Source organism: Alphaproteobacteria bacterium (assembly GCA_018662925.1).
In the GTDB taxonomy this organism is placed as follows: Bacteria; Pseudomonadota; Alphaproteobacteria; order 16-39-46; family JABJFC01; genus JABJFC01.
This window is the reverse complement of sequence record JABJFC010000079.1, coordinates 1-19,604: the sequence shown is the minus strand read 5'-3', so window position 1 is coordinate 19,604 and position 19,604 is coordinate 1. Positions and strand designations below refer to the sequence as shown.

Below are 19,604 nucleotides of genomic sequence, written 5' to 3'. Positions count from 1 at the left end.
TTCCAAAAAAGATTATGGATTCTTACAACTTTAAAGAAATTGAGCCAAAGTGGCAAAATGTTTGGGATAAGGGCAACTTTTACCGAGCAAGTGAAGATGCCTCGAAAGAAAAGCACTACGTGCTTGAAATGTTTCCTTATCCATCCGGTGTGCTCCATATGGGGCATGTACGTAACTATGCCATCGGAGATGTTATAGCTCGCTATAAACGAGCATGTGGATACAATGTTTTGCATCCAATTGGATGGGATTCGTTTGGACTGCCAGCCGAAAACGCCGCAATTAAACATCATGTTTCCCCTCAGGTCTGGACAAAGAAAAACATCCAGATTATGAAAGAGCAATTTAAATCCCTGGGCTTTTCCTACGATTGGTCCCGAGAAATAACTTCTTCATCTCCCAACTATTACGCGCATGAACAACAAATTTTTTTAGATTTTTTTAAAAAGGGTTTAGCCTACCAAAAAGAAGCGTGGGTAAATTGGGATCCTGAAGAGAATACTGTCTTGGCTAACGAGCAAGTTGTTGATGGCCGTGGATGGAGGTCCGGCGTCCCCGTTGAACGTCGACTCCTATCCCAATGGTTTTTAAAAATAACTTCTTTCGCTGAAGAACTCTTGGAGAACCTCAAAAAACTTCCTAATTGGCCTGAGCGCGTAAAGGTGATGCAAGAGAACTGGATAGGGAAATCTCACGGAGCCCTTATTCAATTTCCAATAGTTAAAGCTGAGAAGCTCTCAATAAAAGACCTTGAGGTCTTCACAACGTGTCCCCATACCATATTTGGGGCATCTTTTATTGCTGTTTCTCCTGATCACCCTCTTTCACACGAGCTTTCTAAAGAAAGCAAGAAAATAGCCAGCCTCATCGAGAAATTCCACACACAAGGGGTAGACCAAGCAACTCAAGATATGGTCGAGAAAGAGGGTGTATTTACCGGATATTATGCTCAACACCCCTTCTTAAAGGAAAGACAACTTCCTATCTATATTGCAAACTTTGTCATTATGGACTATGGAACTGGCGTTGTTTTTGCGTGCCCCGCTCACGATGAGCGCGATTTTGATTTTGCTATTAAATATGATCTTCCCATTGTTCCAGTAATTGAATCTCCCGAGCAAGCTGACAATCAGAAGATCCTCGAAAAAACAGCAGCTTACACAGGAAATGGCGTTCTTATTAATTCGGAGTTCCTCAACGATCTGAATGTTGAAAAGGCAAAAGAAGAAGCCATTAATCAGTTTGAGAAATTGAAGTTAGGAAAAAGAAAGACATTCTACCGCTTGCGGGATTGGGGAGTTTCTCGCCAAAGATACTGGGGTTGTCCAATTCCCATTATCCACTGTCCAAAATGCGGTCCTGTTCCCGTTCCCGATGAAGATCTCCCTATCCTGCTTCCAGAAAATGTCTCCTTGGATAAGCCTGGAAACCCTCTTGATCACTGTCAAGAATGGATAAATGTGAACTGTCCAAAATGTTCTGAACCCTCACAACGTGAAACGGATACGTTTGATACCTTCTTTGAATCATCCTGGTATTTTCTCCGCTTTTGTTCTCCCCATGACAAAAATGCTCCCTTTGATAGAAAGCAAGTCGACTATTGGATGTCTGTAGATGACTATGTTGGAGGAATTGAACATGCCGTCCTCCATCTGCTTTATGCTCGCTTTTTTACAAAAGCCCTTAAAGAATGCGGATATATTGAAAATTCTGAACCATTTAAGAAGCTTCTTACTCAAGGCATGGTTTGTCATCACACCTACCAAGATAAAAATGGTACTTGGCTTTACCCCGAGGAAGTAAAGCGTATAAAAGGTGACTCATATGTGAAAATTTCGGATGATTCACCTGTAATGGTGGGACGATCTGAAAAAATGAGTAAATCTAAAAACAATGTTGTGGATCCTTCAGTTATCACCAGTGAGTATGGCGTTGACACTGCACGGCTTTTTAGTTTATCAGACACCCCTCCTGACCGAAATTTAGACTGGTCTGAAGAAGGTGTTCAAGGAGCCTGGCGCTATATAAATCGCCTGTGGCGCTTGGTTAACCAATCGATTCAATTGATAAATAAGAATCCTAATTCCAACGTTGAATGTTTAGAACTCACAAAGAAAACCCACAAGTATATTGCCGATATCACCTATAACTTTGACCGTTCCCATTTCAACAAGGTGTTGGCTAATATTCGAGAACTTACCAATGAAATTCAAAAACACGTTTCTTCTGGTTCCATCGATCCAAAGGCCCTAAAACACGCTATCGAGACCCTCGTTATCGTTGTGGCGCCATTCACACCACATCTTGCCTCTGAGTTATGGGAAAAACTTGGACATTCTTCATTTTTAGATACAATTCCTTGGCCAAAAACAGATAAAAATCTCATCCAGGAAGAAATCATTACCCTAGCCATACAAGTTAATGGTAAGCTACGCGGAACACTAGATATTAAAAAGGATGCTGCCAAGGAAATCGTCACGGATCGGGCTCTTAATATGGATACAGTGCAAAAAGCGCTCTCCGGAAATAAGCCTAAAAAAGTTGTTTTAATTCCAAATAGAGTCGTCAATGTCGTTGTATAGAATCGTACCCTCCCTTATCCTTTGTGCATTTTTAACAGGCTGTGGTTTTAAGCCGCTTAATAAATCTTTCACCGAAGACAAAAAGGAAATAGTCACAGCTCTCTCTCATGTCAAAATAGACTACATCCCTAATCGAACTGGACAAGAGCTCCACAACCATCTACTTACCCTACTCTCCCCCACTGGTGCGCCAATACACCCTAAATATATTCTGTCAGTAAGACTAAAGGAAAATAAAGTCCATCTTGGAATCCTAAAGGACGCAACCTCTTCAAGAACAGAGTTTACCTTAACGGCAATTTATGTCCTCAAAGATCAAAAAACGGATAAACCAATTGCGTCCAAGTCCCTTACTGCCACCTCTAACTTCAACACTATAGTTGGTGCCCCATATGCGACTGTTGTTGCCGCAGAGGATGCAAAAGCAAAAACCCTCAGACAAATTGCCCAAGATATAAAGCTGCAGATAGCGGTTGATCTTCAAAGCTATCAACAAAACATCTCGAAGCACTAGTAAGTTTGTTTGTTGTTAGTACTGAGAAACAACTGAAGCAGCTTACTAAAGTAGCTCTTTGATTTCGTTTCTAGTTTTTTGGGATCCTTTACGATCCTTCTGGATATATGCATTGGGGATTACAAGTGATGGCTGCAACTGGTGGCGAAACCACGTATATTGACGTTTGGCATAACGCCTCGTTTCCTTTTGCATTTCTTCAATTGCTTCTTCTAAAGACGTAGCCCCCTTCAAAAACGCTCTAATCTCTTTGACACCAACTGCCTTTGTAACCGGGTGAGCATCTGGAATTCTTTCTAGGCCTTTTACTTCTTCGACAGCTCCCTGCTCAATCATACTGAGCACACGCGCATTAATAGAGTCGTAGAGCTCTTTTCGCTCTGGCGCTAATAAAACAGTAACAAAGTTATACGCTGCTATATCACTTGTATCAGCAGGTATGCTTTGCCAATAGGCAAGAGACTTACCTGTTGCCTCCAGGACTTCCCATGCACGCAAGAGTCTTCTTTTGTCTGTTGGCTTCAGCTTGCGAGCTATCTGAGAATCCCGAATGCAGAGTTCCTTATAAAAGGCTTCAATCCCCATCGTATTGAGAAGATCCTCTGTATCACGCCTAATTTTCTCTGATACCTCCGGCACCGGCGAAATACCATTTAAAAGCGTAAATATATAGAATCCCGTTCCTCCAACAATTATTGGAAGTTGATTTTTCTCCTTAGAATTCTTAATTTCTCTCAATGCGAGCTGTCGCCACTCCCCAGCCGTACAGGTGTTTTTTTCAGCTGAATAAAGGCCAAACAATTTATAAGGAACATTCCTGTACTCATTTTCCGAAGGGCGTGCAGACAATACAGATAACTCTCTGTAAATTTGCTGACTGTCTGCATTGAGAACGGCTCCTTCAAGTTCTTCAGCCAAATCATGGGCCAAGGCAGACTTTCCACTTCCAGTTGGCCCCACAATAATAAGAATGTTTTTTGACAAAATTCGTTATCTGTCGTTGTCGAGTGGAAGGCCTATGTATACAGATTTCTGTCCTCTAAGAATCTTAAGCAGTACAGTTTTATTACCCTTAGCCATGGCATTTGATATTTTTTGCAACACCTGGCGATGATCTGATATGGGATGCTGGTTGACCTCAACCACTAAATCTCCCACTTGGATCCCTTTCTTAGAAGCAACACTTCCTGAATCTATCTTGAAAACAATGGCTCCATTAACATCATCACTGATATTTAACTTCTTACGTATTTCTTCTGTAATGGGGCCAACAGAAATACCTAAAAATTCTCCCGCTTCGGGCTCCTGAGAAGCAGCTTTCTTCTTAGCCATCACCATCTCGGCGACACCCTCCTTGTTTGGGTATTCTTCCAGTGTTAGCTTTAAATTAATTTCTTTCCCTTTCCGCCAAATCTTTACTGGCGCTACGGTTCCAATGCGTGTTTCACCTACCATCCTTGGAAAGTTCTCATAATTTGGAACCTGGTGATTATTGAATGAAAGGATTACATCTCCCGGTTGAAGCTGTGCTTTTTGCGCTGGACCATTTGGTGCAACGTTTGTGACAAGAGCCCCGCGCTCCTTATCCAAACCAAGACTATCAGCAATCTCTTCTGTCACATCTTGGACAACGACACCCATCCAAGCATACTGAGCACGCCCTGTTGTTTTGATTTGTTCAACTACTCGCTTAACAATACTAGACGGAATCGCAAAGCCAATTCCTACGTTTCCACCTGAAGGCGAAAAGATAGCAACATTCATTCCTATTACATTACCATTCATATCAAACATGGGGCCCCCAGAATTCCCCAAGTTGATCGCCGCATCAGTTTGGATCATGTTGTCCACGTATTTGGTAAGAGCAATATCTCCAGCCTGTGAAGAAATATCCCGAGCCCGTGAAGATATAATTCCTGCTGTTACGGTCCCTCCCAAACCAAATGGATTCCCGATGACAAGAATCCAATCCCCCACGCGCGCTTCTGTAGAATTTCCCCATTCAATGCTTGGGAGAGGCTTTTCGGGTTCAATTTTTAAAACCGCTACATCTGTTCTGGAATCAACGCCAATGATCTTAGCATCATGCTCTGACCCATCATTAAGAATAACTGTAATCTCATCTGCCTTCGCAATGACATGACGATTCGTAACAACATACCCCTTCGGGTCAACAATGTATCCGGAGCCCAACGAACTGATTTCACGAGGACGACTATGGTGAAACTCCAAAAACTCTTTCAGTAAATCTCCAAGATGGCCAAATTGAGGTAAGTTTTTCATGTCAGCCATGGCTGCTCGTGACATATGCTTAGTTGAAATATTGACAACCGTGGGCAAAGCCCTTTCCGCTGTTTTTGCAAAGCTCTGTGGTCTGTCTGCCGCACAAACATCGAAAACCAACATGGCAAAACAAAAAACGACACCTAAAAATCTGTAAAGCTTTAAGCCCATCATATACACCAATTATTTTTATATTATTATACAGTTACCGGCGATTTCCCTTCTTAGAAGTTCCGAAGTACTTAAAGAAATCACTCTGAGGAGATAGCACAAAGGTTGTCTTGTCATTTCCAAGAGCAGCTTTATTAGCTTCCATACTGCGATAAAACTCGAAGAAGTCTGGATCTTTTCCGAAAGACTTACCATAAACCTCAACAGATTTTTTATCACCCTCTCCTCGAAGAATTTGTGCATCCCTCTCGGCTTCAGCCAGAATGACAGTTTGCTCTCGTTCAGCACGTGCCTTAATAACCTCAGAAATTTCCATCCCTTGGGCCCTAAACTCCTTTGCTTCACGTTCGCGCTCACTATTCATCCTGGCATATATTGCTTCACTATTAGCTTTAGGAAGGTCAGCACGCTTTATTCGAACATCTGTCACAGAGAGCCCAAACTGTTGAGCAGCCGTATTCACCTCTTGCTGAATCTGATCCATAATGTCTTCACGTTTTTTAGATAGCATCGTCCCGAGAGGCACCTGTCCAAGTATACGACGCAAACTACCAACCATTAAGGCAGCGAGTCGGGTCTTAGCCATTTCTTCTGTCCCAACACTTTGGAAAAAGCGTAGAGGCTTAACAATGTGATACCTCAAAAACATGTCAGCAACCAGCCGCTTTTGATCAAGCGCAATAACCTCTTCTGAGGGAACATCTAATGCCAGTAACCGTTTGTCGTAATACACGACATTCTGTACGAATGGAATTTTCATTTTCAGCCCTGGCTCGTCAATGGTACGAATAGGATCTCCAAATTGCAGCACTAGAGCCTGCTCAGTCTGATGAACCGTAAAGAAAGTCGATGTTCCCAAAACAAATAGCACCCCTATGGATATAAGTGCAATAATAACAGTTGATTGTTTCATTTTAGCTACCCTTTATCCGTCTCAGCATGTGCTTTCATAGCCGGCAATGGGAGATAAGGAAGCACTCCCTGCCCTTTCGTTGCTTCATCAAGAACAATTTTGTTCGTATTTGTTAAAATTTCTTCGAGAGTCTCCAGGTAAATCCTCTTCCTGGTCACATCGGGCGCTGTTTTATAAGCATTCAAAACAGACTCAAACCGCTTAGCGTCACCTTGGGCCTTAGCAGTTATTTGCTGCTTGTAGGCTTCTGCCTCTTGAAGCAACTTTGCTGCAGCACCTCGTGCGTGGGGAATAACCTGATTTCGATACCCTTCTGCCTCATTTCGCATCCGCTCCTGATCTGCCCTTGCTCTTTGAACATCTCTGAAAGCATCAATTACGGCATTTGGTGGATCAACACGCTGGAGCTCAACTTGTGTGATCTCAATACCAGAATTGTATTCATTCAATATTTCTTGAAGATGCGCTAAAACCCGTTCTTCTATGTCTTTACGTCCTTCCGCCAAAGCAACTGCTATAGGCATCTGTCCTACGACATCACGCATTACGCTCTCCGCAACAGCTTTTACAGTTTCTTCAGGCGAGCGCACCTTAAAAAGATATGATTCAGCATTTTTAATAAACCAAAAAATCGTGAAGTTGATATCAATGATGTTTTCGTCACCCGTCAACATCAAGCTCTCTTCAAGGTGTTCAGTTCCCCTTCCATTCTTGCCAGATCGGTATCCTATTTCTACACGCTGCACACGCGTTACCTTGGGGGTAAAGACCGTTTCAATAGGTACAGGAAGGTGATAGTTAAGACCAGGTTCTACCTTTCGAACAAATTTTCCAAAGCGTAAGACGACACCCTTTTCATCTGGATCCACACGATAAATACCTGTGCCCAACCACAATACAAATGCGACGAGAACAGCTATTAAAATTCCCTTCTTACCCCCAAAACCATTGGGGAAGAATCCGCCAAACTCTTTTTTGCCTTTTTGAAAAAACTGCTCAACAGTGGGTCCCTTAGGTGTTGGCTTATCTCCACCCCACGGTCCCCCACCCCAGGGGCCTTCTCCGCCTCCTTGCGCGAAGTTTGACATTTGTCTCTCCTTTTCTTTACCGTTCCCCTCATATGAGGTATACCAGTACAAAGTTATACGGCACATAGCGCCTCAACGCAATCACGGACTTTCAATTATGTCAAAGATTTCAGAAGAATACTTACGAGATATCCTCAGAAAAATTGGCGACCCCTATCTAAAGTCAGATGTTATCACGCAAAACCTTGTTTCCCATTTATCAATTACACCGTCAGAAAATGGTCTTAAGATTACTTGCATCCTAGATGTGCCCTCGGCTGATGCTGAAAAGCTAGAACCTCTCCGTGCTCAAATTGAAAATATTTTTAGAAAGCTTCCAGAAATAGACTCTGTTGCTGTCATCATGACCGCTCCTAAACCCATGCCTCGCAAACAACCTGTGCAAAAGTTCTCTTTTCCTAACATTAAGCAAATCATTGCAGTTGGCTCTGGAAAAGGCGGCGTCGGCAAGTCCACCGTTGCAGTCAGTTTGGCCTGTGCCCTTAAAGATCTTCAGCTGCGAGTTGGACTCCTAGATGCAGATATTTACGGCCCCTCGCTCCCTCTCCTGATGAACATCAAAGAACGCCCTCTCTCACCAGACAAAAAAACACTCCCACCCATCGAAAAATACGGCATCAAATGCATGTCTATGGGGCTCATCGGCCCTGAAAGCCAGCCCACTATTTGGCGCGGTCCCATGATCAGCAAAGCCCTACTACAATTTCTCCAGAACGTTTCGTGGGGAGACTTAGACGTTCTGGTCATAGACCTTCCTCCTGGAACAGGAGATATCCAAATCACACTAGCCCAGCAAATCCCCTTATCAGGGGCCATTATCGTCACAACGCCTCAGGATTTATCCCTTCTCGATGCCCGTAAGGGGCTCTATATGTTCCAGCAGTTAGACGTGCCTATTCTCGGTATCGTCGAAAACATGAGCCATTTTGAGTGCCCAAATTGTGGCCATGAAACACATATTTTCAGCAACGGTGGTGCTGAGAAAGAGGCCAAAAAACTTAAGGTCCCCCTCTTATCACAAATCCCTCTCCATCTAGATGTTAGAAAAAGTGGTGATTTAGGAGTTCCCCTGCCACAAATGGAACCTGAGAATGCTTTGTCTAAAGTCTTTAGGAAACTTGCAAATAAGATTTCCGATCAACTTCCAAATTTAAAGAAGTTGGCTTAACCCAGGGCCTTATACAATGCTACTAAGTTTTTGAATTGTTTACTTTCAGTACGAATAACAGCAAGATCACTTTCATAAAAAGAAAGTTGTGATTTAAGTACGTCCTGAAACGACGTAAGCCCTGCTTCATACTTACTTTTCAGTAACCTTAAATTCTGTTCCCGTGCTTTCAGGCTTTCCCTAAGAAGTTTCTTTTCCTTAGTACTGTTTCCATAAGCTGTAAGGGCATTTTCAACTTCTTCAAGCGCTTTTAAAACAGCAAGCTCATACGCACTCAATGCCTGCGTTTTTTGCGCATCTGCAGTATCTATTTTGGAACGAATCCTCCCGAAATCAAACAAAGATAAAGCTCCGTCTGCAGCAAATCTCCAAATAGCTCCTGAAGGAAATAAGTTTGAATCTTGCAATCCATAAAAACCGGCAATCGTAAAGTTAGGATACAAATCAGCAATGGCTACTCCCTGGAGGGCGGTTGCAACTTTCAAAGCCTGTTCAGCCGCCCTCACGTCGGGACGACGACTAATAACTCGAATGGGAACGTCCAAATTGATACGTTCTAGACTTGGGGAGATAGGCAATTCATCCTCTAATACCTCTGACAATGAACCTGGATTTCTGCCCAGCAAAACTTCGAGAGCATATTGTGCCCGTTTGAGATCCGAATTCAGCACCGGGACCCGTGACTGATAGTCAGTATATAAAGCTCTTCCCTCTGATAACTCAACGTTACTAACAACCCCTGCTTCCTGAAGAGATTCCAAGAGATCCAACAATTTCTTTTGAGCCTTAATAGCCCTCTGTGTAATTTTTAATTGCTTTTGAGCCTCACGATAAGAAATATATTGTTTCGCAATCTCGGCACGTACAGAAACTAATACGTCCTCTAACTCATAAAATCGTTGTCCCTCAAATGCCGCTTCGCCCTCCCATTGACGATAATTTTTGCCAAATAAATCCAATTCCCAACTAGCATCAAATCCAGCTTCAAAAGAAGTAACTTTTCTGTTTCCAGTTATAAATCCCTGCTTGGAGCGACCCGCACTTGTTGTAGATTGAATATCAGGATAAAGAGCTCCACTTGCTCCACTCTTTAATGCGCGAGACTCTTCCAATCGAGCTACAGCCATTTTTAAATCAAGATTTTCGAGACTTCCTTCCTCTACAAGTCCCTCCAAAACAGGATCTTCAAATGCCTTCCACCAGCTATCAAACGCTGTCATACCATCGTTAGAAGTTTCTTGCTTCCAATCTGAATGCCACTTATCAGGTAAAGAAATATGGGGCGGCTTATAATCTGGCCCAACAGAACACCCAACAAGCCCTATAAAAAAAATGAGTAAAAATGGATCCCTCATGGCTCAGTTCGCTTCATTTGAAACATCCGTTGCCTCTATATAAACATCCATTTCTTGCCCAACATAAACCTTTACATGCTCAGAACTGAAAGAATACACAACCTCCAAAACACGCGTATCTACCCGCTCGGTGGGACTATTGATTAGCTGACTTTTGGGCGTAACAAGCGGCTCAATTTTTACAAAATCCAATGAAATTTTATCCTTCGATTCACCGCGAAGGTATGCGTACGCTGAGGATTTAGGATCTACGCGCCCCACTTCTGATTCATCTATTTCAGTGCGTACATAAAAGACAGTTGTATCTCCCATGATGAGAAAAGGCTTAACATTGACACCAATGGGAGCGTATTCACCTTCAATAATATTGACCTGCAAAATCTCCCCTCGCGAGAGAGCTCGAACCGTGTGTCTTTCCAGTTGAACTTTGGCTATTTTCACCCTCTCCAAAGCTTCTTTAAAACGTGATTTTCCCAATTCAAATGCATAACGCTTTCGACTTAATTCATCCTCACTAATGGCTCTCTGATCAGACACATTTTCCAACAGTGAAAGCTGATGCTGGAGATCTTCAGATGATACCTTGGCTGATATCGCTTGTGCCTCCGAAAGTTCTAACTGAGCCAGGGCTTCTCGATTGTCCACCATGAACAATGGATCACCCTTATCAACATGCTGTCCTGCTTGAACATACACTTTTGTTGCAATTCCTGAAATATGGGTGCCAATTTCAATCAATTCACTCTTCGGCTCAACAATGCCAATTCCCGATACTTGGGAAGAAAATGGGGAAATAGCCGGATCTTTATATACAATTGGATCTAATGTTCCAGGCTGATGAAGGAGAGAGAACAACATAAAACTTACGCCTATCACGCCAACCACTGGCAAAATAAAATGTACGAACTTTTGTCTCACTTTTTCACTCTCTTTTCTTCTTTCACAATACGACCATCATCCATGAATAAGATCCGATCTGCAAACTCAAAAATTCTTGAATCATGGGTCACGACAAGAACTGAACGATTTGCACGTGAAACAATACTCTTCAATATTTCCATAACTACATGCCCCGTATGTGCATCCAACGAGGAAGTGGGCTCGTCGCATACTATAAACTTTGGGTCATGAACTAGAGCACGCGCAATGGACACCCTCTGCTGTTGTCCTCCCGAAAGATGAACGGGAATTTTATCCAACTGATCTCCCATCCCAATTTTTGTTAAAACGTCTTTGGATGCCTTCAAGGCCTCACCGTAGGGAACGTTTGCAGCAATCAACGGTACAGCCGCGTTTTCCACAGCTGTTAAGGCTGGAATCAAATTAAATTGTTGAAAAATAAAACCTATGTTCTTCAGTCTGTGCTGAACCTTTTCTAAATCAGAAATGTTAGTGAGTTCTTCCCCATTAATAAAAACATCTCCTGATGTTGGCGTCAGAATTCCTGTGATGATGGATAAAAGAGTCGTCTTACCACTTCCACTTGGTCCAACGAGCATGACCAACTCTCCATAGGATAACGAAATATCGATCCCATGCAGTACTCGAATCATTTCATCTCCGGCAGGAAAGTCTTTTACGATCCCTCTTCCCTGTACGACAAAATTTTTCTCAACTTTTCCCATATCATCAAGCCCTAAAGGCCACAGCAGGATCCAACACAAAAACCTTTCGGATACTTGCCGCACTAGAAAGAATAGCAATTAAACTTACAACAAATGCAGAACCAACAACAACTTCCCAGTGGAGCATAAATCCTCTAAGTGCCTCCGTTTTGGAAAACACTTCAAAAAAGAGCGCGGCTAAACCAATACCAATTCCATACCCTATGAAAGCCACCAAGAGGGCCTGTACGAGCACCATCATCAACATTTGCCTATTGCTAACCCCAATAGCCTTTAGAGCTCCATATTGGGAAATATTTTCCAAGACAAAAATGTAAAAAGTTTGTGCCGCGATAGCCGCTCCTACCAAGAATCCCAGTAAAACTGTTATACCAAAATTTATAGGAATACCCGTCCTTTCCAAATAATAACGAATACTTCTCCACTGAAATCCTCTTGAAGTAAGTGCTTGAAGTTGAGTTTCTTTATGAATTTTCTGAGCCAGTTTTTCTGGAGATATCCCTGACGCGGCTTTCACGATAATAAACGTCATTTGATTGCGTTCCCCTGGATGAAGTTGGGCACCATCAGAAAATTTTGTGTAAACAATGGGAAATGTCAGAAATGGTGCAGATGTTTCACATATCCCTTTGATGACAAATCGATGATCATTGATTTCAATGACACGCCCTAGACTCAAAGGTTCCCCAGGCCATATAAACTTGTATCCAGACTTGTCCATAATCATTGCATCCGCAGAAGCTAGACTTGCCCATTCCCCCAGCACCATTTTTGGCGGTCCACCTGTTAATGTCGCATCATCTACACCCAGTACTAACGCCTGTTGCATCTTCCCATCACGTGCCCGAATAACGCTTAGCCCCTTGTAAAGAGGCAACGCCCACTCAACCCCTGATACGCTCCTCACACGAGAAAGCTCTGTATCTCGAAGGGGCTTGACCACATCAACATATTCTACTTGAGGATCCATGACCCAAATATCTGCTTGTGGAACATCCCTTATTTGTGCGGCCGTGCGGCCCAAAAGGCTTATAAAAATAGATACCTGTTGGGACATAAGAAATGTGGAAAAGGTAATGCTGAATATAAGCCCAAAATATTTGGCCCTATCCCCTGTAAGCATTTTAATGGCAATGGATCGCACGCGCTGCTTCCTTAGTTTTGTGTTTATGATACTCTTTCTAGCCATGCTAAGACAAGGCCCATGACACATGGATAGGAATGAACTTTTTTTGCAAAAAAGTAAAAAATTAATTCATGATCCAGCACACGAAAAAAAGAGGGAGCTCCATTGCTATTTATGTATAATTTCCCTTTGTTCTCGAATACAAATCAGCTAGAGTAGGAAAATAAGTTTTTTAATCATCTGTAAATCTAAAAGGATTGCATGTGCCGCATCTAGACTATCTTAACGATGTATTAATATTGCTGGTTGCAGCTATATTTGTCGTTACGTTGATGCGCCGACTCAGAGTAAGTCCAATCCTTGGATTCTTACTATCTGGCCTTCTTATTGGCCCCCATGGTTTTTCCTTCATTGATGGGGTCGAAGAAACGAAAGTTCTTGCAGAGTTTGGGGTTGTTTTCTTATTATTTACCATCGGTCTTGAACTTCCTTGGGACCGATTGATGTCACTCAAACGATACGTGTTTGGGCTCGGGACATCTCAAGTAATCCTCACGGGCGTTATTATGGCCCTTATTTCTAGCTTTACAGGACTTTCATTGGAAGTTTCCCTTCTTATCGGATGCGGCCTCTCATTGTCCTCTACAGCTGTCGTTCTTCAGGTCCTAGCTGAACGTGGGGAACTTGCCGCCCGTTTCGGGCGTGTTTCATTTTCAGTTCTATTATTGCAAGACCTCGCGGTTGTTGTTTTCTTAGTTCTCACACCCCTTTTGGCTCAAGACCAGATCACAACCCATAGTGGACTGTTGACCACCCTTGGAATTGCGACAGTAAAGGCACTGGCTGTCCTTACAGCTATCGTCCTTGTAGGACGACTTTTACTCCGTCCTCTGTACAGATTGGTTGCATCAGGAAGTAACGCAGAACTTTTCGTGGCTATGTCACTTCTCTTAATATTAGGAACCGGTGTTGCTACTGAAACTGTTGGGCTCTCGAAAGAATTAGGTGCTTTTCTTGCCGGGCTTCTTTTGGCTGAAACTGAATATCGACATCAAGTGGAGGCGGATATTCAGCCCTTCCGAGGGATCCTTCTTGGCCTCTTTTTTATGACTGTGGGTATGAACATTGACTTGAGACTTCTAGGCGAGTTTCTAGGAACCGTTTCAGCCATTGTTGGTTCAATGCTCGTTGGTAAATGTCTCATCCTCACCCTGTTATGCCGCTTATTCAGCGTCCCTTGGGGGCCTGCTATTCGAATTGGGCTTCTCTTATCAACAGGAGGAGAATTTGCCTTTGTACTCTTTGGGCCTGCTATTACGACTGGAATTCTTACAAATGAGGTGGGGCAAATACTTCTGCTTTCTGTCGCCATTTCCATGGCCTTTACGCCATTCCTTGCCGCTATTGGTAAGAAAATCAACCGTCGACTCGAAAGAAGCGCTGCAGAAAACTTAGTCCAGTTCGCCCAAAAAGAAACAGCTGATCTTCAATCTCACGTTATCATCGTAGGGTATGGACGTGTTGGCCAGATGGTTGGAAAACTTTTAACTGCCCAACTGGTTCCATACGTGGCAATTGATATCAATATGTCACGTGTTTCTGAAGGGCGTACAGAAGGCTTACCCATTTTCTTCGGAGATGCGCGACGTGCTGAAATATTTAAAACCATTGGTATTGAACGCGCTCAAGCAGCCGTTATTACGTTAGATCAACCAGGTGCCGTCTCCAGAACGGTTATGATGATGCGTCGCAACTTTAAAGACTTACCACTCTTTGTTCGTGCACAAGATGTAGAACAGGCCAAGAAATTGGAAAAGGCCGGCGCTAAAGTGATCATTCCCGAGACCCTTGAACCCAGTTTCCAACTAAGTGCGTCTGTCCTTGAAGCCGCTGGTATCTCGACTGACCAAATTACGAAATCCATTGACGCCTTGCGGAAGAAAATCTTAGCAACGGAAGAGGAAGAAAAAATCGACCAGGACAACGAGGTTAAAAAGCCAGAAACCGCTATCTCTCCGCCGCCTTCCACAAAACTTGGGAAGACTTGAAAATAAATAACAACTCAAAATTCTTTTATCTATCCCCTGATTTACAGCTCGCAACTGCGGCATGAAGGGCCATTTCCACTTCTGCAATTGCTGACTTTAGATCCCCATACATTGGTTCTTCGGGTAAAATAGGCGCCGCTCTGCTGTGAGCGTGAAACTCTTTTAAACAAATACTTAGTTCCTCGACAGATTTTTCAAGATCTTCTGGCGGTTTTTTGCAAAGATCTGTTTTTATTTTTTTGAGATTTTTAAGCGTTTTTTCCCATATTGCATCGTATTTTCCTTTTAGAGGTTTATCTCCCATATCATACTTCTCCCAGATAGTGATGCCTTCCTCACTTATCTTTAGGATACGTAGAAATAGTTAATAAAAGGTTAACAGGGAGGTGTTTTCTTTATTCGTATTTACTTAGTAAATCTCTAAACACCCCAGAGATTGTCTTTGGCCGTCCAACCTCGCGTCTTCTCGACCTCTACTTGGCACCATCTATCTTTACAAGAGAGCACGTTGAGAATAAATCCTTTCTCCATATAGGCAATGAACTTTCCATTCTCATCTGGTGATTTACTGAGGGTACAATCTGTTTTCATTACAACAGCCGTTTGTTTTTTTGTGAGCATATTCTTATATACCCACCCCTCTATACCATCCCAGCCACGAATCTTTTGCCAGGTATCGAATCCAGCCAAAACTTCTACAGGCTGACTAGCTCGTACAAGAACCCACTCGATAGGATATTGTCGTCCAGGACCACAGCGCACGTTCACTTTTTGGGACCGAACAGAGCCGAAATAGGGATATTTAGTATTAGTCATTCCATACGCATCAATAGAAACTCCCATGATTATGAGTGCTAAGAACCAAACCATTAGATTTCTATTTACATATTTCATTTTCACAACGTCCCAACTTATTTGCAAAGTTACAAATAAAAAACTTTCCCGAATTATGCTAGTTAAAAAAAATTATAACTATTTTATGTGGATGATGCTAAAAATAGCTCTTAGAAAAAACTGGGTAAAAGGGAATATATGTACAAAAGTCTTTATTTGTGCTGTAAAACACTTGATTCACTGACTTATTCACACTAAAAGTAGGTTGGAGTTGATTGTTGAGGAGAGGAAATCTACCGACGATGAAGAGATTATTATTAGCGTTTGGTTTTATAAGCTTAATATTATGTGAGTCCGCTGCGTATGGGGCTCATACACACATCAGCTCTTCTAAAGCATGGCACAGTTTCAAATTTAAAGAAGGCAATAGTTGGGTCTATTTTGTCACCAGCCGTCCTGAAAAAGAGGAAGGCGCTTATGAAAAACGGGGCAAGACTTATTTAACAATAACAAGCCGCCCGGACAAAAAAACAAGCAATGTCGTCAATGTTGTTTCAGGATATACTTACAAAAAAGACAGCGTCGCTACTCTCGAGATAATTGGCAAAGCAGGTAAGAAAACCTTCACGCTGTTTACGCAAGGTGAAGGGGCATGGGCTGTGGATGATAAAACGGATACTACCCTTGTAACAGCAATGAAAAGTGGCAATAACTTAATCGTAAAAGGAACATCCGCAAGAGGCACCAAGACGACAGATACCTATTCATTAATGGGAATCTCAAGTGCTCTAGAATCCATTAAGAAAGCTACGGGAGGATCTAAAAAAGCACCTCCTAAAGCGCCTGCAAAGAAGGCTCCAGCTAAAAAAGAGCCTCCTAAAGCACCTGCAAAGAAGGCTCCAGCTAAAAAGGCGCCTCCTAAAGCCCCTGCAAAGAAGGCTCCAGCTAAAAAGGCGCCTCCTAAAACACCCGCAAAGAAGGCTCCAACTAAGGCACCTGCTAAAAAAAGTCCCCCAAAGAAAGCACCCGTTGTGCAGGGTAACAAGTAGACAATTATAAAACGAAGTTTTTCACATGTTTGACTGGTTAAAAAGTTATCGTGACCCAAAGTTAATAGCTCTAGGATTTTTAGGAATTTCCAGTGGACTTCCTTTGGCATTAATATTGGGCACGCTCACAGTTTGGATGACTGAGGAAGGTATTTCCAAGACTACCATTGGACTCTTTGCCTCAGTTGGACTTCCCTATACTCTTAAGTTTCTCTGGGCGCCTTTTATTGATAAAATTTCCATTCCTGTTCTCAGTAAACTATTGGGACAAAGACGGAGTTGGCTTCTTGTAAGTCAAGGGGCTCTTATATTATCGATCATACTACTTGGAACTACCGATCCTGTCAGTGAAACGTTTCGGATGGCCCAAATGGCTTTTCTGGTCGCCATATGTTCTGCAACACAAGATATTGTGATTGATGGGTATCGTATTCAAATCCTCAAACCTTCCCAATACGGAGCCGGTGGCGCTATGGAAGTGTTTGGATATCGACTTGGCATGATCCTTGCTGGAGCCGGAGCCCTTTATTTAGCAACGTTTTTATCTTGGCCACAAACCTATACCTTGATGGCAGCTCTTATTTCTATTGGAATGGTGACGACCCTGTTGTTACAAAAGGATACGCCTCCAAAGGAAGACGAAAAAGCCTATGGAACCTCTACGGGAGCAACAGGCATCGTTCATTGGGTAGAAAAAGTATTTATAGCCCCCTTTAGCTCTTTTATGGTCCATGACAAGTGGGTCCTCGCCCTTTTGTTTGTTATCCTGTACAAAATCGGGGATGCCATTATTGGTCAGATGGCCGTGGTTTTTTATTTGGATATCGGATTCACGAAAATCGATATCGCAAACGCCAGTAAAATTTTCGGGATTTGGGCAACCATCATTGGTGGTTTAATCGGAGGAGGCCTTGTCACAAAAATCGGCACCTTGAAGAGTCTATTCATCTTTGGCCTGACGCACTTGCTCACAAACGTCATGTTTATCGTCATGGCCCTCTCAGGAGCAGATCTCACCATATACTACTGTGCAGTTGTTGTGGAAAATGTAACAGGTGGCATGACCATCGCAGCTTCGGTTGCGTACATGTCTAGTCTATGTAATCTGTCCTACTCGGCTTCCCAGTACGCCCTTTTGTCAGCATTAGCACATGTTCCCAGAATGATCGTAGCCTCCTCATCGGGATGGCTTGCAACTCAAATGGGTTGGATTCCTTTCTTCGGATTTGCCATGCTCTTGGGCATACCTTCCCTCATGCTTATAAAGTATATTCCACAAGGACGTGGGAAAGATGATGAGCTAACTATTGAAGGAAAGCCTTCGACGGCAGTCGCATAAGGCCTTAAATTATCGGACTCCGATAATTCCTTTAACTTCCTCTAGAGTCTTAACGGCTTTTTCTCGCGCCCTTTCGGCACCAGATTTCAAAATGTCGTCCAAAGTCTTCGAATCTTTCAAGAGACGGGACACGTCTTCCCGAATAGGAGACAGTTTCTCAATTAATAGCTCTGACAACACCTCTTTAAAAGGTGCAAAATTACTGCCCGAGAATTGAACACAAACCTCTTTTAGAGATTGCCCCGTGAGGGCTCCATATATGTTTAGAAGGTTCATAGCTTCGGGACGTTCTTCCAGTTGCTTCGAATCTTCTGGAATAGGATCCGCATCTGTACGAGCTTTGCGAATCTTTTGCCTAATTGTATCCGGATCATCGGTCAGATGTATGCGTGAGAATTCTGAAATATCCGATTTGCTCATTTTCTTAGTACCATCTCGAAGACTCATGACTCTCGTAGCGTTTCCTAATATTAGAGGCTCAGGCAAAGGAAAATACTCTTGCCCAAAACGATGGTTAAAGGTGCCCGCTATATCCCGCGATAATTCCAGATGTTGCTTTTGATCTTCTCCAATGGGAACATGGGTTGCCTTGTAAAGAAGGATATCAGCGGCTTGCAAAACCGGATAAGCATAGAGTCCCAGGCTAGCATTTTCTCGATGTTTGCCAGCTTTTTCCTTAAAATGAGTCATGCGATTAAGCCATCCGAGAGGCGTTAAACATCCAAGGATCCACGCTAACTCGCAGTGTTCTGAAACCGAACTTTGTGCAAAGATGATGGACTTATTTGGATCGATCCCTGCCGCAATATAAGTTGCCGCAACAAAGCGCGTATTATTGCGAAGCTTCTCCGGATCGTAAGGAACAGTCATAGAATGCAGATCTACGATACAAAAAAGGCAGTCGTGGGTTTTTTGAAATCCAATCCAATTGCGAAGGGCTCCAAGATAGTTTCCTAAATGCAAATCTCCAGTAGGTTGGATGCCCGAAAAAACCCGATCCATACATAGTCTCCTGATTTATATCAAGAAAAGTCTTATCGTTGATCACGCTCCGGTGCAAGCTCATTTATTTTGCGCGCCAAAGAAACATCCTTCTCACTTAGACCATTACACGCATGGGTCGTCAAAATAATTTCGACTCTGTTGTATACATTGTACCACTCAGGATGATGGGTCATTTTTTCAGCCACGAAAGCAACGCGTACCATAAAGGCAAAAGCTTCTTCAAAATTTGAAAAATGAAATGTCTTATGGATAGCATCTTGATCGCTTACTTCGTTCCAACCATCGAGTTCTCGCACAGCAATACGACGTTCTTCCCCGGTTATCCTTTCTATCATTTCTTAAGTTCCTTTTTTTAAATATTTCAACCTGGGTATGCGGTTTACTCCACAAGCAAGATCACGTATGCAGCTGTGTCCACTAGCCACCAACTCCCGCTAGCAATTTAGCTGGGACTGGGTCGATTTCAAGTGCCTGTTGAATTAATCTATAAAACAATTTTCCTCT

Annotated in this window: 17 protein-coding genes and 1 pseudogene; 6 read left to right on the top strand and 12 right to left on the bottom strand. The window is 42.8% G+C overall.

The window, feature by feature from the left end:
* The first annotated feature begins 14 nt into the window (after positions 1-14).
* Both HOL16_06625 and HOL16_06620 read left to right on the top strand, forming a co-directional pair.
* Positions 15-2,582, top strand: a complete 2,568-nt coding sequence (locus tag HOL16_06625) for a leucine--tRNA ligase (GenBank protein MBT5390357.1) — start codon at positions 15-17, stop codon at positions 2,580-2,582.
* The gene (locus tag HOL16_06620) at positions 2,569-3,096 is read left to right on the top strand and encodes a hypothetical protein (GenBank protein ID MBT5390356.1); all 528 of its coding nucleotides are present in this window, start codon (positions 2,569-2,571) and stop codon (positions 3,094-3,096) included. Before HOL16_06625 ends, HOL16_06620 begins: the two co-directional genes overlap by 14 nt.
* Positions 3,097-3,141: 45 nt before the next feature.
* Here HOL16_06620 and miaA read toward each other — a convergent pair whose 3' ends face one another.
* The 4 genes from miaA to hflK are packed head-to-tail and all read right to left on the bottom strand — an operon-like array spanning position 3,142 to position 7,551.
* The gene (gene miaA, locus HOL16_06615; GenBank protein MBT5390355.1) at positions 3,142-4,080 is read right to left on the bottom strand and encodes a tRNA (adenosine(37)-N6)-dimethylallyltransferase MiaA; all 939 of its coding nucleotides are present in this window, start codon (positions 4,078-4,080) and stop codon (positions 3,142-3,144) included.
* A 6-nt stretch (positions 4,081-4,086) separates the two neighbouring features.
* Positions 4,087-5,550 (bottom strand): Do family serine endopeptidase, encoded by a 1,464-nt coding sequence (locus tag HOL16_06610; protein MBT5390354.1) that lies wholly within the window; start codon positions 5,548-5,550, stop codon positions 4,087-4,089.
* 34 nt (positions 5,551-5,584) lie between these two features.
* Positions 5,585-6,463 (bottom strand): protease modulator HflC, encoded by an 879-nt coding sequence (gene hflC / locus HOL16_06605; GenBank protein MBT5390353.1) that lies wholly within the window; start codon positions 6,461-6,463, stop codon positions 5,585-5,587.
* Between the two features lie 5 nt (positions 6,464-6,468).
* The gene (hflK, locus tag HOL16_06600; GenBank protein MBT5390352.1) at positions 6,469-7,551 is read right to left on the bottom strand and encodes an FtsH protease activity modulator HflK; all 1,083 of its coding nucleotides are present in this window, start codon (positions 7,549-7,551) and stop codon (positions 6,469-6,471) included.
* A 97-nt stretch (positions 7,552-7,648) separates the two neighbouring features.
* Here hflK and HOL16_06595 point away from each other — a divergent pair, with 97 nt between their 5' ends.
* Positions 7,649-8,719: an Mrp/NBP35 family ATP-binding protein gene (locus tag HOL16_06595; protein ID MBT5390351.1), complete on the top strand. Its 1,071-nt coding sequence runs from the start codon at positions 7,649-7,651 to the stop codon at positions 8,717-8,719.
* Here HOL16_06595 and HOL16_06590 read toward each other — a convergent pair.
* From HOL16_06590 to HOL16_06575, 4 genes are read right to left on the bottom strand one after another with little or no spacing between them, the layout of a single operon-like run.
* On the bottom strand, positions 8,716-10,074 hold the full coding sequence (locus tag HOL16_06590) for an efflux transporter outer membrane subunit (GenBank protein MBT5390350.1): 1,359 nt from the start codon (positions 10,072-10,074) through the stop codon (positions 8,716-8,718). The genes HOL16_06595 and HOL16_06590 overlap by 4 nt on opposite strands.
* A gap of 3 nt (positions 10,075-10,077) precedes the next feature.
* Positions 10,078-10,992: a biotin/lipoyl-binding protein gene (locus HOL16_06585; protein ID MBT5390349.1), complete on the bottom strand. Its 915-nt coding sequence runs from the start codon at positions 10,990-10,992 to the stop codon at positions 10,078-10,080.
* Positions 10,989-11,699, bottom strand: a complete 711-nt coding sequence (locus HOL16_06580) for an ABC transporter ATP-binding protein (GenBank protein MBT5390348.1) — start codon at positions 11,697-11,699, stop codon at positions 10,989-10,991. The genes HOL16_06585 and HOL16_06580 overlap by 4 nt, the downstream gene beginning before the upstream one ends.
* Positions 11,700-11,703: 4 nt before the next feature.
* Positions 11,704-12,843, bottom strand: coding sequence for an FtsX-like permease family protein (locus tag HOL16_06575; GenBank protein ID MBT5390347.1), 1,140 nt, complete (start codon positions 12,841-12,843; stop codon positions 11,704-11,706).
* A gap of 314 nt (positions 12,844-13,157) precedes the next feature.
* Between HOL16_06575 and HOL16_06570 the strand changes: the two genes are divergently transcribed.
* The gene (locus HOL16_06570) at positions 13,158-14,873 is read left to right on the top strand and encodes a hypothetical protein (GenBank protein MBT5390346.1); all 1,716 of its coding nucleotides are present in this window, start codon (positions 13,158-13,160) and stop codon (positions 14,871-14,873) included.
* A gap of 25 nt (positions 14,874-14,898) precedes the next feature.
* Here HOL16_06570 and HOL16_06565 read toward each other — a convergent pair whose 3' ends face one another.
* Together HOL16_06565 and HOL16_06560 are read right to left on the bottom strand one after the other, a co-directional pair.
* Positions 14,899-15,177 carry a hypothetical protein gene (locus HOL16_06565; protein MBT5390345.1) on the bottom strand — a complete coding sequence of 93 codons (279 nt, stop codon included), beginning with the start codon at positions 15,175-15,177 and terminating at the stop codon, positions 14,899-14,901.
* A 116-nt stretch (positions 15,178-15,293) separates the two neighbouring features.
* Positions 15,294-15,689: a hypothetical protein gene (locus HOL16_06560; GenBank protein MBT5390344.1), complete on the bottom strand. Its 396-nt coding sequence runs from the start codon at positions 15,687-15,689 to the stop codon at positions 15,294-15,296.
* An 857-nt stretch (positions 15,690-16,546) separates the two neighbouring features.
* Between HOL16_06560 and HOL16_06555 the strand changes: the two are divergent.
* Positions 16,547-16,756: pseudogene (locus tag HOL16_06555) on the top strand (DNA-binding protein).
* A gap of 25 nt (positions 16,757-16,781) precedes the next feature.
* Positions 16,782-18,095 (top strand): MFS transporter, encoded by a 1,314-nt coding sequence (locus tag HOL16_06550; GenBank protein MBT5390343.1) that lies wholly within the window; start codon positions 16,782-16,784, stop codon positions 18,093-18,095.
* A 9-nt stretch (positions 18,096-18,104) separates the two neighbouring features.
* On the opposite strand, the gene trpS is transcribed toward HOL16_06550, so the two are convergent.
* A complete protein-coding gene (gene trpS / locus HOL16_06545) occupies positions 18,105-19,097 on the bottom strand; it encodes a tryptophan--tRNA ligase (GenBank protein ID MBT5390342.1) in 993 nt (330 codons plus the stop codon).
* A gap of 32 nt (positions 19,098-19,129) precedes the next feature.
* Complete coding sequence (locus HOL16_06540; protein MBT5390341.1) at positions 19,130-19,435, bottom strand: 4a-hydroxytetrahydrobiopterin dehydratase; 306 nt, start codon at positions 19,433-19,435, stop codon at positions 19,130-19,132.
* Positions 19,436-19,604: the final 169 nt, after the last annotated feature.

What these genes read in the sequence shown, in the direction of transcription:
- HOL16_06570 (MBT5390346.1), top strand. Translation starts at nt 13,158, where the DNA reads ATGCGCCGACTCAGAGTAAGTCCAATCCTTGGATTCTTACTATCTGGC.
- HOL16_06540 (MBT5390341.1), bottom strand. Translation starts at nt 19,435, where the DNA reads ATGATAGAAAGGATAACCGGGGAAGAACGTCGTATTGCTGTGCGAGAA.
- HOL16_06565 (MBT5390345.1), bottom strand. Translation starts at nt 15,177, where the DNA reads ATGGGAGATAAACCTCTAAAAGGAAAATACGATGCAATATGGGAAAAA.
- hflK (MBT5390352.1), bottom strand. Translation starts at nt 7,551, where the DNA reads ATGTCAAACTTCGCGCAAGGAGGCGGAGAAGGCCCCTGGGGTGGGGGA.
- HOL16_06625 (MBT5390357.1), top strand. Translation starts at nt 15, where the DNA reads ATGGATTCTTACAACTTTAAAGAAATTGAGCCAAAGTGGCAAAATGTT.
- hflC (MBT5390353.1), bottom strand. Translation starts at nt 6,463, where the DNA reads ATGAAACAATCAACTGTTATTATTGCACTTATATCCATAGGGGTGCTA.
- HOL16_06595 (MBT5390351.1), top strand. Translation starts at nt 7,649, where the DNA reads ATGTCAAAGATTTCAGAAGAATACTTACGAGATATCCTCAGAAAAATT.
- HOL16_06580 (MBT5390348.1), bottom strand. Translation starts at nt 11,699, where the DNA reads ATGGGAAAAGTTGAGAAAAATTTTGTCGTACAGGGAAGAGGGATCGTA.
- trpS (MBT5390342.1), bottom strand. Translation starts at nt 19,097, where the DNA reads ATGGATCGGGTTTTTTCGGGCATCCAACCTACTGGAGATTTGCATTTA.
- HOL16_06590 (MBT5390350.1), bottom strand. Translation starts at nt 10,074, where the DNA reads ATGAGGGATCCATTTTTACTCATTTTTTTTATAGGGCTTGTTGGGTGT.
- HOL16_06620 (MBT5390356.1), top strand. Translation starts at nt 2,569, where the DNA reads ATGTCGTTGTATAGAATCGTACCCTCCCTTATCCTTTGTGCATTTTTA.
- HOL16_06610 (MBT5390354.1), bottom strand. Translation starts at nt 5,550, where the DNA reads ATGGGCTTAAAGCTTTACAGATTTTTAGGTGTCGTTTTTTGTTTTGCC.
- HOL16_06550 (MBT5390343.1), top strand. Translation starts at nt 16,782, where the DNA reads ATGTTTGACTGGTTAAAAAGTTATCGTGACCCAAAGTTAATAGCTCTA.
- HOL16_06560 (MBT5390344.1), bottom strand. Translation starts at nt 15,689, where the DNA reads ATGACTAATACTAAATATCCCTATTTCGGCTCTGTTCGGTCCCAAAAA.